The sequence below is a fragment of the Pseudomonas marincola genome (assembly GCF_900682675.2).
Lineage (GTDB): Bacteria > Pseudomonadota > Gammaproteobacteria > Pseudomonadales > Pseudomonadaceae > Aquipseudomonas > Aquipseudomonas marincola.
This window is the reverse complement of record NZ_LR215729.2, coordinates 166,371-181,494: the sequence shown is the minus strand read 5'-3', so window position 1 is coordinate 181,494 and position 15,124 is coordinate 166,371. Positions and strand designations below refer to the sequence as shown.

At 60.4% G+C, this 15,124-nt stretch carries 6 protein-coding genes and 2 pseudogenes; 7 read left to right on the top strand and 1 reads right to left on the bottom strand.

Going from position 1 to position 15,124, the window contains the following annotated elements:
* Positions 1-8: 8 nt before the first annotated feature.
* Together PMYSY11_RS22035 and PMYSY11_RS00715 are read left to right on the top strand one after the other, a co-directional pair.
* Positions 9-1,706, top strand: a pseudogene (locus PMYSY11_RS22035) (filamentous hemagglutinin N-terminal domain-containing protein); the annotation flags it as partial.
* 39 nt (positions 1,707-1,745) lie between these two features.
* Entirely contained in the window at positions 1,746-6,122 is a 4,377-nt protein-coding gene (locus PMYSY11_RS00715; RefSeq protein WP_420830074.1) for a DUF637 domain-containing protein, read from the top strand.
* Here the strand turns inward: PMYSY11_RS00715 and PMYSY11_RS00710 are convergent.
* A protein-coding gene (locus PMYSY11_RS00710; RefSeq protein WP_239655517.1) for an IS3 family transposase occupies positions 6,108-7,654 on the bottom strand; the annotation gives its coding sequence in 2 pieces (ribosomal slippage) (positions 6,108-7,168 and positions 7,168-7,654; 1,548 coding nt in all). The genes PMYSY11_RS00715 and PMYSY11_RS00710 overlap by 15 nt on opposite strands.
* Positions 7,655-7,760: 106 nt before the next feature.
* Here PMYSY11_RS00710 and PMYSY11_RS00705 point away from each other — a divergent pair.
* From PMYSY11_RS00705 to PMYSY11_RS00685, 5 genes and pseudogenes are all read left to right on the top strand, one after another.
* Positions 7,761-8,552 carry a Mu transposase domain-containing protein gene (locus tag PMYSY11_RS00705; RefSeq protein WP_150548049.1) on the top strand — a complete coding sequence of 264 codons (792 nt, stop codon included), beginning with the start codon at positions 7,761-7,763 and terminating at the stop codon, positions 8,550-8,552.
* Entirely contained in the window at positions 8,549-9,289 is a 741-nt protein-coding gene (istB, locus tag PMYSY11_RS00700; protein ID WP_021702885.1) for an IS21-like element helper ATPase IstB, read from the top strand. The genes PMYSY11_RS00705 and istB overlap by 4 nt, the downstream gene beginning before the upstream one ends.
* Positions 9,290-9,481: 192 nt before the next feature.
* Positions 9,482-11,038, top strand: a pseudogene (locus tag PMYSY11_RS00695) (DUF3458 domain-containing protein); the annotation flags it as partial.
* Positions 11,039-11,594: 556 nt separating this feature from the next.
* Positions 11,595-13,562: a DUF1302 domain-containing protein gene (locus tag PMYSY11_RS00690; RefSeq protein ID WP_150548048.1), complete on the top strand. Its 1,968-nt coding sequence runs from the start codon at positions 11,595-11,597 to the stop codon at positions 13,560-13,562.
* Positions 13,563-13,630: 68 nt separating this feature from the next.
* Positions 13,631-15,001: a DUF1329 domain-containing protein gene (locus PMYSY11_RS00685; RefSeq protein ID WP_150548047.1), complete on the top strand. Its 1,371-nt coding sequence runs from the start codon at positions 13,631-13,633 to the stop codon at positions 14,999-15,001.
* Positions 15,002-15,124 lie beyond the last annotated feature (123 nt).

Below are 15,124 nucleotides of genomic sequence, written 5' to 3'. Positions count from 1 at the left end.
TACTGTACATGGACGTTCGTAGCACCTTCTTCCAGAACATTGCCTGCATCCTGATGGGCGTGATGTTCCTCAATCCTATCGTCAGCGCTGCGGCGGAAGTGACCGTCGATGCCGCTGCAGGCGGAAACACTCAACTGGGCAGCGCCAACAACGGCGTACCGGTGATCAACATCGCCACGCCCAACGGCAACGGCCTGTCGCACAACAAGTTCACTGACTACAACGTCGGTCAGCAGGGGCTGATCCTCAACAACTCCACCAATAGCCTGCAGAGCACCCAGCTGGGTGGCTATATCCTCGGCAACTCCAACCTCAATGGCCGTGCCGCCAGTGTCATCCTCAACGAGGTGAACGGCGGCAGCCCCAGCCAGCTCAAGGGCTACACCGAGGTGGCCGGGCAATCTGCCCACGTCATCGTGGCCAACCCCAACGGCATCACCTGTAATGGCTGCGGCTTCATCAACACCCCGCGCGCCACCCTGACCACTGGCAAGCCGGTGGTGGAGAACGGCCAGCTGCAACGTTACGACGTCGATGGTGGCCAGATCGCCATCGAGGGTGTCGGCCTCAATGCCGGCAACGTTGGCCAGTTCGAGCTGATCACCCGCGCCGCCGCGATCAATGCCGAGATACAGGCGCAGCAGCTGGCCATCGTCGCCGGTCGTAACGAGGTGGATGCACAGACCCTGACTGCCACGGCCAAGGCCGATGATGGCAGTGCCAAACCGAGCGTGGCCATCGACAGCTCGGCGTTGGGCGGGATGTATGCGGGAGCCATCCGCCTGGTCGGCACCGAGGCCGGCGTGGGCGTGAAACTGGCCGGCGACATGGCCGCCAGCGGTGGTGATATTCAGATCGATGCCAACGGCCAATTGAGCCTGGCGCGTACGGCAGCAGCGGGCAATATAGCCATCAAGGCTCAGGATGTGGCGCTGACTGAAAGTGCCTACGCCAGCGGCAACGCAACAGTCACCGCCACCGGTGCGGCAGGCCAGGTGCAGCTGGTCCAAGGCAAAAGCCTGGCCGCTGGTGGTGATTTGAAGGTAGAGGCGGCCCGCATTGACAACCAGGGCAGCCTGGAAGCCGGCGTGCGTAGCGATGGCAGCGGCAATGCTTCCGCCACACTGGCGCTGGAAGGTGGCGAGCTGGTCAATCGAGGCCAGATCCAGTCCCAGGGGGCGTTGTCCGCCGATCTGAGCAGGCTGGACAACCGGGATGGCCAGATAGTCGCCGTCGGCTCTGCCACTGTCGCAGCACAAACCATCGACAACCAGCGCGGCACGCTGCTCGCCCAGCAGGATATGACCGTCCAGGGGCACGACCTGGACAACCGCGCTGGCACCCTGGCCAGCAACAAGGCCCTGAGCATCGAAGCCAGCGGCACGCTGCGCAACGGCGATGACGGCCTGATCCTGAGTAAGGAGCAAGGACTCACCGTCGAGGCCGGCGTCCTGGATAACCAGAACGGCACGCTCCAGGCCAACAGCGGCGACCTTAAGGCAACGGCCACCACGACCCTCGACAACAGCAACGGGAAGATTCTGGCCGGCAACGGCAAGGTAACGCTAGAGGCCAAGGATCTGCTCAACCATGCAGGCGTACTGCAGACCGACAACGGCGCTATCGAAACCAGCAGCGAGACCTTCGACAACAGCCAGGGACGCACCCAGGCCAATAGCCTCCTGATCACCACCCGCCAGCGCCTGGATAACAGCAACGGCCACCTGGTAGCCACGCACGGAGATGTGCGAGTTGAGTCGGATGTCGCCGGCAGAAGTGAAGTGATCAACGATGGCGGCCGCATTGTTGCTACCCAGAACGTATCGATAGATGCCGCCAGCCTGTCCAACAAGGGCGGTAGCGTCGGTGCAGAACAGATCGAGCTGAACCTCGACAGTCACCTGGACAATGACAGCGGCCTGATTGAGGCTGGTGAAACGCTGAGCCTGACGGCCGACTCAGCCAGCAATGCTGGCGGCAAGTTGCGCGCCCTGGGCTCCACCGGGGAAAGCGTATTCGGCCTCGGCGGCCTGTTCAGCAACGACAGCGGCCTGGTCGAAATTGGCAATGCGCGCTTCAGCCTTACCAGCGGCTCCCTGAGCAACCAGCAGGGCACCCTGCGCCATGTCGGCGACCAGGGCTTCAGAGTAAGCCTGGCCCGCGCCGGGCAGGCTGGCGGCAACTTCATCACCAACGGCGTCTTTGCGCTGGATGTGGGTAGCTGGGTCAACACCAGCGTGCTGCAGGCTCAGCGCATCGACCTCAAGGTCGGCGCTTTCACCCAGACCGCCACCGGCAAACTGCTGTCGGTGGAGGACATCGTGGCCACCGGCGACACCTGGGTGAATGACGGCAGCATCGAGACTGATGGTGAGCTGAGCTTAATCCTGACCGGCAAGTACAGTGGCAGTGGTGCGCTGAAGAGCCAGGGGGACATGACTCTGAGGGCGGCTAGCGCCGAACTGCTACAGGGTGCCCAACTGCGTGCAGGTGGCCAGGGCGACATTCAGGTGAGTGGCGATCTGACAAACATTGGCCAGCTCAGTGCGGCAGGCGATCTCCGCCTGAAGTCCGCCAGTTTGGCCAATCTGGGCACCTTGGGAGCGGCCCAGGCACTGCGCGTCGAGGCACCTGGCATAGTCAACTGGGGTGGCCTGATCTTCAGCGGCGCGGAGATGGAGCTGCGTGGTGACAGCCTGACCAACCTCAATGGCGACATCTTCAGCCTAGATAGTCTCAGCATCGCTAAGGATGACACGCTGGCTCAGATGAGTCTGTTGGAGAACCGCTCCGGCAGCATCGAGTCTGGCAGCGACATGACCCTGCGCGCGGCCAGCCTGATCAATCGCAAGGAAGCCTTCACGTTAGGCCGAACACAAACCTCGGGGCATATCAGCGTAGTCTGCTATGACTGTGGCGGTGACCATCACAATGTCGATTACGTAGCAACGGAGAGCTTCGAGACCCAGGTCAGCGAAGACTCCGCTGCATCACGCATCCACAGCGGCGGCAACCTCAACATCCGCGGCGGGGCGATTGCCAACCGTTACAGCAGCCTGAGCGCGACGGGTAACATCGATATCGTAGGTGCCTCCCTGGAAAATACCGGGGCGGCCAGTGGCATCATCGAGCGAGTGCGTCGTTTCAACACCGGGCGCATCACAGACGGCACCGATGAGCGCTTCCGTGATGCGCACATCTACCCTTATAACGCGCAACCGCTTCCCAAGGAGATGCCCAGTGCGCTCTATCGTTGGAATCTAACCAGCGACATTGAGACCCTGACGCCGACGGGCGTGGGTGCGGCTGCCGTCATCCAGGCCGGCGGCAATGTCTCCATCAATGCCACCCAATCGATCACCAACGCCTCCGTGCTGATGTACCAGGCGCCGCAGGCGGGCAACGCACAGACGCTGGACACCGATGTGGGGCTGACCAGCCAGCCGCTGGTCGTGCGACTCAATGCCCAGCTGCCTCCTGATACACAGCAACAGGCCGTCAACCCGTTGGCCCTACCAGGCTTCAGTCTGCCCCAGGGGCAGAATGGTCTGTTCCGGGTCAGTACCGATCCCAGCCATCCCTACCTGATCGAGACGAACCCACTGTTCGCCAGCCTCAAGGGCTTTCTCAACTCGGACTACCTGCTTAGTCGGATTGGTTTCAGCAGCGAGCAAACCCAGCGTCGCCTGGGTGACGGACTCTACGAACAACGCCTCATCGAGCAGGCTGTCGTCGCCCGTACCGGCAAGCGCTTCCTCGATGGTTTGACCTCCAACGAGGCGCAGTTCCGCTACCTGATGGACAACGCCATCGCCAGCAAAGAGGCACTTAACCTGGCACCCGGTGTAGCCCTGACGGCAGAGCAGGTAGCCGCCCTGACCCATGACATCGTGTGGATGCAGGAGCAGGAGGTGAATGGGCAGAAGGTACTGGTGCCGGTGCTGTATCTGGCTCAGGCCAATGATCGTCTTGCACCGTCTGGCGCCCTGATTCAAGGGCACGATGTGGCCTTGTTCAGTGGTGGCAACCTGAACAATAGCGGCACCCTGCGTGCCAGCCATAACCTGAGTCTTACCGCCAGCAATATTGGCAACAGCGGGTTGATGCAGGCGAGCGAGCGCGTCTCGCTGCTGGCCACCGGCAGTATCCGCAATACGCAGGGTGGTCTTATCAATGGCAAGGATGTCAGCGCCATTGCCCTGACGGGCGATATCATCAACGAGCGCAGCATCACCCAAGAGGCACGCAGCGGACGTGGATTCAGTCAGCTCACCAGCGTGGTCGACAAGTCCGCGGGAATCGAAGCCAGCAACAATCTGACCCTCTCTGCTGGCCGCGACATCCAGAATATCGGCGGCAGCCTCAAGGCGGGTGGCGACGCCACGCTGAGTGCAGAGCGCGATCTGGTTATCGCCTCAGCTGCCGCAGAGAACGGCAGCATGCGCAAGGACAAACGCCACTTCTGGGAAAAGACCAGCACCGCTCAATACGGCAGTGATGTGCAGGTGGGTGGCGACCTCGATGTTAAAGCGAGCAACGACATTACGGTTGTCGCCAGCACGATAAAAGCCGGAGGCGACATAGATTTTGAGGCGGGTAACGACGTCACCATTGCCTCTGCCGCGAACGGATCCAGCAGCGAGTATCGGTACAAAGGCAACGGCAAAAAAATCAACAAGGAAGACAGCACTGTCCGTCAGCAGGCCAGCATTATCGAGGCCCGCGGTGATCTCGATATAACCGCAGACAACAACCTGATCGTCAGTGCCAGCCAGCTGAAAGCCGGCGACGAAGCCTATCTCTATGCCGGCGATCAACTCGCCCTGCTGTCCGCCGAGAACAGCGACTACAGCCTCTATGACAAGAAGAAAAAAGGCTCGTGGGGCAGCAAGGAAGCCAAGCGCGATGAAGTCACCGATGTGCGCAATCTCGGCAGCACCATCACTACTGGCGGCGATCTGACCCTGGAAAGTGGCGGTGACCAGCTGTACCGCAAAGCAGGCCTGGACAGCGGTGGTGATCTGACCCTCGATAGCGGCGGAGCCATTACCTTCGAAGCCGTTAAGGACATGCACCAAGAGAGTCACGACGAGAGCAGCAGTAGCTGGGTCTGGACCAGCATGGACAGCAAAGGCAAGGTCGACGAAACCTTGCGGCAGAGCCAGCTCACGGCCAAAGGCGAAATCCTGATCAGTGCCGTTGACGGCCTGCACATCGATGTCAAACAGGTCAACCAACAAACTGTTAGCCAATCGATCGATGCCATGGTGCAAGCCGACCCGAGCATGGCCTGGTTGAAGGAAGTTGAAGCACGCGGTGATGTGGACTGGCGCCAGGTTAAAGAAGTGCACGACAAGTGGAGCGACAGCCACTCCGGATTGGGCGGCCCAGCGATGATTATCATCGCGATCATCGTCACTTACTTCACGGCAGGGGCAGCCTCCGGCTTGGTTGGTTCTGCAGCCGGCGCAACTGCTGGTTCGGGCACTGCATTCGCAGCAGGCACTGCGGCTACTGCTGCCACCACGACGACAGCCGCTACGGCGGCCACTGCAGCTGGCTGGGCGAACGTTGCCGCAACAGCCGTACTGACCTCTGCCGCCAGCACCGCCACTATCAGCACCATCAACAACAAGGGTGATGTCGGCGCCGCGCTGAAGGAAACCTTCAACAGCGACAACCTGAAGAACTACGTCGTAGCGGGTACAACTGCTGGCTTAACCGCTGGGCTGTACAACGAATGGACGGGCACCCAGACCGGCGGCAGTACTGCGCTGACCGACTCCACCAGTGGCGCATTGGCCAACGGCGGAAAAGTTGCAGTGTCGAACCCCAGCGGTTTGAGTAGCTGGCAGGGCGTTGGCCAGTTCGCTGCGAACCAGGCACTGCAGAACACCACCTCGGCGGTGCTCAACAAAGCGCTGGGACGTGATGGCAGCCTGGGGGATGCCCTGCAAACCAGCTTGGCCAATACCTTTGCAGCCTTTGGCTTCAATCTCGTTGGTGACATAGGGCAGGCAAATAACCTGCAAGAAGGCGGCCTCACCAAAATTGGTCTGCACGCCGTAATGGGCGGCGATTTTCAAGGTAGTTGTCGCGTGAGCGTGTCACGCTGCCTTTGATGTTTGCTGCAGTACCGCTTCCCGCTCCGGGTTCAGGCACACGATTGGTGCCAGCACCCAGTTCCTGATGTTGCCGCTCCAGCGCTCCGGGTGCCGTGCACGCGCCGCCTCGTACAGCTCGATACGCTTGCGCAGCAACTCTTCCGCCTGGCCAGTATGTCGCTGCGCCGGGGTCACGAACTTCAGGGCGCTGTGGCGATGTTCATGGTTGTACCAAGCCACGAAGCTGTTCACCCAGTTCCTGGCCTGCTCCAGCGTGTCGAAGGGCCGCTCCGGCCACAGCGGGCAGTACTTCGCCGTGCGGAACAAGGCCTCGGCATAGGCGTTGTCATTGCTCACCCGCGGGCGGCTGAACGAGGGCATCACACCCAGGTTCTGCATGGCCGCCAGCATGGTCGAGCCCTTCATCGCGCTGCCATTGTCCGAGTGCAGTACCAGCGGCTGGCCTGCTCGCTGTTCACGTAAGCAGGCCTGGCGTAGCAGCTGGGCGGCCTGATCGGCGCTTTCACTTTCATGCACCTCGTTGGCCACCAGCTTCCGGCTGTAGACGTCCTTGATCATGTACCAGTAGAAGTAACGGCCCTTGACCGTGGTCGGCAGCCAGGTGATGTCCCAGCACCACAGCTGGTTCGGGCCGTCGGCCACATGGGTCGTCAGCGCTCGTTTCACCGGTGGGCGGCTACGGCCGCGCGGATGCTGCTGTTCGGCGTCCTTCAGCAACCGGTAAAAGGTCGACTCCGAGGCCAGCCAGGTGCCCTGATCGGCCAGCCGCGCCACGATCTGCTGCGGCGGTAGGCTGGCAAACTCGGGCTGGTTGGCGACCTCCAGCACGCGGCGGCGCTCTTGCGGGGTCAGCTTGTTGGCCGGCTCAGCTCGCTGTGCCGAAGGACGCCGATCCTCCGGGCAGTGCTGCCAGCGCTGCAGGCTGCGCAGCGACAGGCCCAGTTCGGCGCAGGCCTGCGCCCGCCGCGCTCCCGCCGCCACGGCGTCCTCGATCAACTGCAGCGTTTCACGGCGATCCGGGGCGCTGATCATTCGTCCTCGTCCTTCCCCCAGAGCGCCTCGGCTTTTTTTCGCAACACCAGCAGAGCCGCGGTTTCTGCCAGCGCCGCATCCTTGCGCCGCAGTTCACGCTCCAGCTGCTTGATGCGCTTCTTCGCGGCCTTTTCCTCTTCGCGTTCGCGCCGGGTCTTGCTCGGCTGAGCCAGGCTGTTGGCCTGCTCGCAGGCTTCGCGCCAGGCGTTGATCTGCTCGACATACAGGCCTTTGCGCCGGCAGTACTCCGCCAGCTCAGCCGCATTGAGGCTGGCGCTTTCCAGCACCACCCGAAACTTGTCCTGGCTCGACCACTGGTCGGCCTGCTGTCCATCTCCCGGCACCACTGCTCCCGCTGCTCTGGCCTGTTTGCGCCAAGCATACAGGGTGGCATCAGTAATGCCTGTCGCTTCCACCAGCTCCGGCACCGTCCGGTTCAAGGGCGGCATCATCTGCCGCACCACCCACTCCCGATGCTCTATCGAATAACGCGCCACACGGCTCTCACTTCCGCCCACCGACCAAGACTCATCGAATCAACTCACACGACAACTATCCTGACGCGGCGGGCCCGCTCGGCCCCGACGCCCGCAGGACAAGTCCTTGGCCGAGATTGGTGTGCAGATCGTGCAGCGCTGGGTATTGGCGCGGTTGCGCCACCACACCTTCTTTTCGTTGGCGGAACTGAATGAGCGCCTCGACTACTGGATGGGCCGCCTGAATGAGCGCACCACCCGAACCTATCCGAAGAGCCGACTGGTTCGCTTTCAGGAGCTGGATGCTCCAGAGCTCCAGGATCTTCCGGCGGAGCCGTATGCCTACAGCCAGTGGCGCTACCAAATCCGGGTGGCCAGCGACTATCACCTGGAGCACAACGGTCACCACTACTCGGTACCGTTCCAATACATCCACCTGCTGGTGGATATCCGGGTCAACAGCGATCGCTTGATGGTGTTTCATCAGCGGCGCCAGATTGCCAGTCATGCCCTGGCTCAAGGAGTTGGCGTCACCACGGTACCGGAGCACCTGCCACCCCAGCATCGGCATCAGCGGGATACCCAGCCAGAAGCCTTGCTGGCTTGGGCCGAGTCCATCGGTCCCGCCACGCATGCCTATGCCCGGCGCAACCTGGAAGAACGTCCGGACTTCGCCAATGGATTGAAGGCGGTGATTGCCCTGCAGCGTGATACCCGCAAGGAACAGCTGCATGACCGCCTGGAGTCTGCCTGCGCTTACGCACTGGAACTGAACTGCCTGGGCTACGGCCGCTTGAGGTCAATTCTGCGCAGCGGCGCAGATCGCACCCGGCCAGCAGCAGCGGATAGCCCTGTGATTGAGCACGCCAACCTGCGCGGTGCGACCTATTACATTACCCAATCTGGAGAAACTGCATGACTGCCGCAAATACCACTCAACGGCTGGTCGAATTGGGGTTGCGTGGCATGGCCATGGCCTACGAGCGTCAGCGCGATCAGCCGGCTATCCAGACCCAAGCTTTCGACGTGCGATTGGGCAACCTGCTGGATGTCGAAGCCGCGGAGCGCGACAGCCGCAAGATCGAGCGTTACCTCAAAGCGGCCAAGTTGCGCTTCAGCCAGGCAGCCCTTGAGGATATTGAATACAGGAGCGACAGAGGACTGGATCGTAGCCAGGTCATGGCCTTGGCGGAAGGTGAGTGGATTCGGCGCAAGCAGAATCTGATCCTTACGGGGGCCACCGGCACTGGCAAGAGCTGGCTCGCTTGTGCTTTTGGCAACCAGGCTTGCCGCCAAGGCCTCACCACCTACTACTGCACCTCGACGCGGCTGTTTGAAGATATCAGCCGGTCGCATGCCGACGGCTCTCTGCCCAAGTTGCGCCGACAACTCATCAGGACGCAGTTGCTAATCATCGATGATCTGGGCATCGGCGGAATCGAGAAGCACCTCGGGCCTGTGCTACTGGAAATCATCGATCAGCAATCGATGAATGGGGCATTGCTGTTGACCAGTCAGTTCCCGACGGAGAAATGGTACGACCTGTTTGGCGACCCAACCATCGCAGATGCCATTCTGGATCGCATCGTTCATCGGGCACATATGCTGCCGCTGAGTGGAGAGTCGATGCGTAAGCGTAAAGGCAAGAAGCTCTGACGCCTCCTACCGCTTGCAACCCCAAAGCCGGTCACCAGTGACCGGCTTTTTCATTTAGACCAGAAATGGCCACGGCATGCGTGCAAGTCATGCAATCGCTGTTCAGGTTAAATGCAACTGCCGTTCAGCTGCTATGCAATTGGGTGCTCGGAGGGAATGCAATTCGCTGTGCAGATCAATGCTTTTCCCCACCACCCGGTGCGCCCGGACGCGTACATGGAAATCTCCAACTTCTACACCTTGACCATCTACGAGAAGGGTTCGGAAGTGCTGCGCATGATCCACACCCTGCTCGGCCCGGAGCTATTCCGCAAGGGCTCGGACCTGTACTTCGAGCGTCACGACGGCCAGGCCGTGACCTGCGACGATTTCGTCAAGGCCATGGAAGATGCCAGTGGCATCGACCTGACTCAGTTCAAGCGCTGGTACACCCAGGCCGGCACGCCGCGTCTGGAAGTCAGCGAAGCCTATGACGAGGCGGCGCAGACCTATAGCCTGACCTTCCGCCAGAGCTGCCCGGCGACGCCGGGGCAGAGCGAAAAGCTGCCGTTCGTGATTCCCGTGGCGCTCGGCCTGCTCGATACCCAAGGCATTGAGCTGCCGCTGCGCCTGCAGGGCGAAAGCGTGGCGCAGGGAACCAGTCGCGTTTTGTCGGTGACTGAAGCCGAGCAGACCTTCACCTTTGAAGCCGTCGCCGAGAAGCCGCTGCCCTCCTTGCTGCGCGGCTTCAGTGCGCCGGTCAAGCTGCACTTCCCCTACAGCCGTGACCAACTGATGTTCCTCATGCAGCACGACAGCGACGGCTTCAACCGCTGGGAAGCCGGCCAGCAGCTTTCTGTGCAGGTACTGCAGGAATTGATTGGCCAGCACCAGCGTGGCGAAGCCCTGGTGCTGGATCAGCGTCTGGTCACCGCGCTGCGCACCCTGCTTGAAGACGAGTCGCTGGATCAGGCCATGGTCGCCGAGATGCTCTCGCTGCCGGGCGAGGCCTATCTCACCGAGATCAGTGAGGTGGCGGATGTCGAGGCCATCCACGCCGCGCGCGAGTTCGCTCGCAAGGCGCTGGCCGACGCGCTGTTCGCTCCACTGTGGGCGCGCTACCAGGCCAACCGTGAAGTCTCCAAGGCCACGCCTTACGTGGCCGAGGCAGCGCACTTCGCTCGCCGCAGCCTGCAGAACATCGCGCTGTCCTATCTGATGCTCAGCGAGAAGCCCGAGGTGCTGGCGGCCTGCGTTGACCAGTTCGACAACGCCGACAACATGACCGAGCGCCTTGCGGCGCTGGCCGTGCTGGTCAACTCGCCGTTCCAGGAAGAGCAGGGCAAGGCCCTGGCGATGTTCGCCGACTTCTTCAAGGACAACCCGCTGGTCATGGATCAATGGTTCAGCGTGCAGGCCGGCTGCCCGCTGCCGGGAGGCCTGGAGCGTGTGCACGCGCTGATGCAGCACGAAGCCTTCACCCTGAAGAATCCGAACAAGGTGCGTGCGCTGATCGGAGCCTTCGCCAACCAGAACCTGATCAACTTTCACCGCGCCGACGGGGCGGGCTACCGTTTTCTCGCCGACCAGGTGATCACCCTCAATGAGCTCAACCCGCAGATCGCTTCGCGCCTGCTGGCGCCGCTGACCCGCTGGCGCAAATACGGTTCGGCGCGTCAGGCACTGATGAAGGCCGAGCTGGAGCGCATCCTCGCCTCCGGTGAGCTGTCCAGCGATGTCTATGAAGTGGTGAGCAAGAGCCTGGCCTAAGGCTGATGCCGCTTAGGCAAGGCTGCGGAAGCTGTGTTTCGTAGGAGCCCCGCCCCGGGGCGAAGCTTTTCAGGTTCGCGGCGAGGCGCCGCTCCTACACACTCGGTACGTCGACGCTTGACTGGTTGGCTTTAGGCCTGAAACGGGTTTTGCTCCACAAAAAAGTGTTACCGACCTCTGGTTGGTAACACTTTTTTGTTACCCAATGAAATATGCATGCGGTCCGTTATGCCTTTGCACACTTAAGTTCGGGCTTCGTCGCTTGACAGCGAGGTGATCTTCATCCCACTGCTGCGCCGCAAGGCGCGTGGTAAGTGGCTGATCAGTCACGAAAAGAAACTGGCCAACAGCTCTTCCAAGCCTGTTTGCGCTGATACAACTGTTTGAATTGGCACAATGGTTGCAGTACTGAGCAGGACTTGACCGCGTGCAAGCTCTCGCTGGTCGTTGGAACATGTCGCTAAAAAATAAAAACACAAGCCGTCGTCAGTACGGCAATTCGCGACCCGGCTACGGGATCGCCCAAAAGAATGATCTGTCCACGGAGTGAGTCTCGATGGAAATTAAGTCCCGCAAGCCCGTTCTACGTTTTGCCCCGGCCAAGGCCGGCTTTGCGTTCGCTGGCGTTCTGCCGTTGCTGGTCGCCGGCCAGGCTCAAGCGGTGGAGTTCAGCTTCGCCGATAACGAAATCACCGGTTCCATCGATACCACTGTCTCCTATGGCCAGCTGTGGCGCGTACAGGGCCAGGACAAGAGCAACAACGACATCAACACCAACGACGGTAATCGCAACTTCGATACCGGCCTGGTTTCCGAAGTGTTCAAAATTACCTCGGATCTCGAGGCGTCTTACCGTAACTACGGCGTCTTTATCCGTGGTACCGCGTTCTATGACACCCAGATTATGGATAAACGCAATGATTTTCTCGGTGCCGGTGCCTATGAGCTGAGCCAGAATTATCCGCGTGACAACAGCTTTACGCGCGAAACGCGACACAAGGCTGGGCGTGATGCGCAGATTCTCGATGCTTACGTCTATGGCAACTGGGATGTGGCCGAGATGCCGGTCACGGCTCGCTTCGGCAAGCAGGTATTCAACTGGGGCGAAGGGATTTTTTATCACGGCGGTATCAACACCACCAACCCGCTGAATGCTGCGCAGTTCCGCCTGCCAGGCTCTGAATTGAAAGAAGTGCTGGTGCCTGTCGAGGCGCTTAGCTTCAGCATCGGTCTGACCGATAACCTCTCGATGGAGACCTTCTATCAGTTCAACTGGAAAGAGACTGCGATTGATCCAGTTGGTACTTATTTCTCGGAGACCGACTTGTTCGCTGATGGCGGCCATACCGCTTATAGCGAAAGTGGTGCGCTAGCTGGGGCCCTGACACCTAACCCGCTGCTCGGTGGTCTTTCGCTTTATCAAGCCTCCGTATTGAACCCTGCTTATGGGCTGAATGGGAGTTCATTTGCCACGTCTGACGCTTACAAGGTCGCCTCTATCAAGAGCGACCTTAACGCCAAGAATGATGGGCAATTTGGTGTGGCGTTTCGTTATATAGCGGAAGAGCTGAATTCGACGGAATTTGGTTTTTATTTTGTCAACTACCATGCCAAAGAGCCTGCGATCTACGCTCAGCTTGATGGGGCTTATGCTGGGCTAACTCCTGCGCAGTTTGGTGATTTGGTCGCCAGTGCTCCGGTGCAGGGGGCGGCTGGCGGTGATCCTGCACTTGCGCAGCAGATTGCTGGCGGTTTGGTCTCGGTTGACGTAGCTAATCAGATCCAGGCAAGCCGTCAGTACGCTGAAGACATTCGAATGATGGGTCTGAGCTTCAACACCACCGTGGGCAATGCGTCGGTATTCGGCGAATTTTCCTATCGTCCCAACCTGCCAATCGGTATCGCGACGACCAATGATCTCTTGGAGCAAGTGCTTAAGCAGGCCCCTGAGATTGCTCAGGGGCAGCAGGTTCAGGTAGGTGGGCAGACATTCAGTTTGGCTAATCGCTCTATCAGTAACTATGAGCGTGTCGAGGCCTTTAATACGTCTTTGGGTACGATCTATAACTTCGGGCCCTCTTTGGGTTTCGATTCGCTGTTTGGGATCGCCGAGTTGGCTTCTGAGCATATTCGTGGCAGCAGCCTGAAATACACGGACTTCCAGGGTAATACGCGTTACTACTCTGGCCGTCGGGACGGGTCCTACGCCTCCGGTTACGACCGCGACGACCAGATCAACAAGAACGCTTACGGCTACACCCTGATGATGTCGGGCACCTGGAACGACGTTTACGCTGGCGTAAACCTGTCGCCCTTCGCCGTGTTCAAGCACGACTTCGAAGGCAACTCGCACCAGACCGGCAACTTCATCGAAGGTCGCAAGGCCTACACCGTCGGTATGCGCGCCAGCTACCTGAATAGCCTGGAAGCCGAGATTCAGTACACCGAGTTCTATGGCGCTGGCCAGAACAACGTTGCGCGTGATCGCGACAACATCGGTCTGAACGTCAAGTACTCCTTCTAATAACCAAAATCGGAAAGAACGCCGGGCGCTTGCGGGCGCCCGTCACGACTCTTCATGGAGAATTACCCATGCTGAACAAGCACAGGCTGATGGCCGTAGCCGTTGCGCTGGCATTTTCCGCCGGCTCCGCGCTGGCTGCCGTTTCCCCGCAGGAAGCCGCAAAACTTGGCGATACCCTGACCCCCTTCGGCGCCGAAAAAGCCGGCAACGCTGCCGGCACCATTCCGGCCTGGACCGGCGGCATCACCCAGGCGCCGGCTGGCTACACCCGTTCGGGCCAGCACCACGTCAATCCGTTCCCGGACGACAAGCCGCTGTTCACCATCACCGCGGCCAACCTGAGCCAGTACGAGGCCAATCTGACGCCGGGTCAGATCGCCATGTTCAAGGCTTATCCGGAAACCTATCAGATGCCGGTCTACCAGACCCGCCGCTCCGGCTCCGCGCCGCAGTGGGTCTATGACAACAGCATCAAGAACGCCACCAGCGCCAAGCTGGCCGATGGTGGTAACGGCTTTATCGACGCTTACGGCGGTATTCCGTTCCCGATTCCGCAGAGCGGTGTCGAGGCGCTGTGGAACCACATCGCCCGTTACCGTGGCACCTACATCGTGCGCCGTCCCTCGGAAGTGGCAGTACAGCGCAATGGCGCCTATTCGCTGGTGACCTCGCAGCAGGAAATGCTGTTCAAGTACTACCTGCAGAACGGCTCCTTCGCCGACCTGAACAACATCATGTTCTACTACCTGGCCTTCACCACCAGCCCGGCGCGTCTGGCCGGCGGTGCGGTACTGGTTCACGAGACCCTGGATCAGGTCAAGGAGCCCCGTCAGGCCTGGGATTACAACGCCGGCCAGCGCCGCGTGCGTCGTGCGCCGAACCTGGCCTACGATACCCCGATCGCCGAGGCCGATGGCCTGCGTACCGCCGACGACACCGACATGTTCAACGGTGCCCCGGATCGCTATGACTGGAAACTGGTAGGCAAGAAGGAAATCTACATCCCGTACAACAACTACCAGGTCACCAGCCCTGAGGTTAAGTACAAGGATCTGCTGCAGGTTGGTCACCTCAATCCGGCGCTGACCCGCAACGAGCTGCACCGCGTCTGGGTGGTGGAAGGTACGCTGAAATCCGGCGCCCGCCATATCTACTCCAAGCGTACCCTGTTCCTCGATGAGGACAGCTGGCAGGCTGCGGTAGTGGATCAGTACGACGGTCGTGGTGAGCTGTGGCGCGTGTCCATCGCCTATCTGAAGAACTACTACGACCTGCCGACCACCTGGTCTGCGCTCGACGTGTTCCACGATCTGCAGGCGCGTCGTTACCACGTGCAGAACCTGGATAACGAAGAGAGCAACACCATCGACTTCACCCAGGCGGTTCCGGACGACGGTTATTTCAAGCCGGCTGCCCTGCGTCGCCGCGGCACTCGATAATAGTCGTGTAGCCTCACGCGAAGGCCGCTACGGTAGTAGCGGCCTTTTCGTATCAGCTTGGCGAATAGGCTTCTATAACGCGGGTTCTGCCTTAACAAAACATAACGTCGCGCCAATTGTCAG

Excerpts from the sequence above, each read along its gene's own strand:
- PMYSY11_RS00685 (WP_150548047.1), top strand. The coding sequence starts at position 13,631 with ATGCTGAACAAGCACAGGCTGATGGCCGTAGCCGTTGCGCTGGCATTT.
- PMYSY11_RS00690 (WP_150548048.1), top strand. The coding sequence starts at position 11,595 with ATGGAAATTAAGTCCCGCAAGCCCGTTCTACGTTTTGCCCCGGCCAAG.
- istB (WP_021702885.1), top strand. The coding sequence starts at position 8,549 with ATGACTGCCGCAAATACCACTCAACGGCTGGTCGAATTGGGGTTGCGT.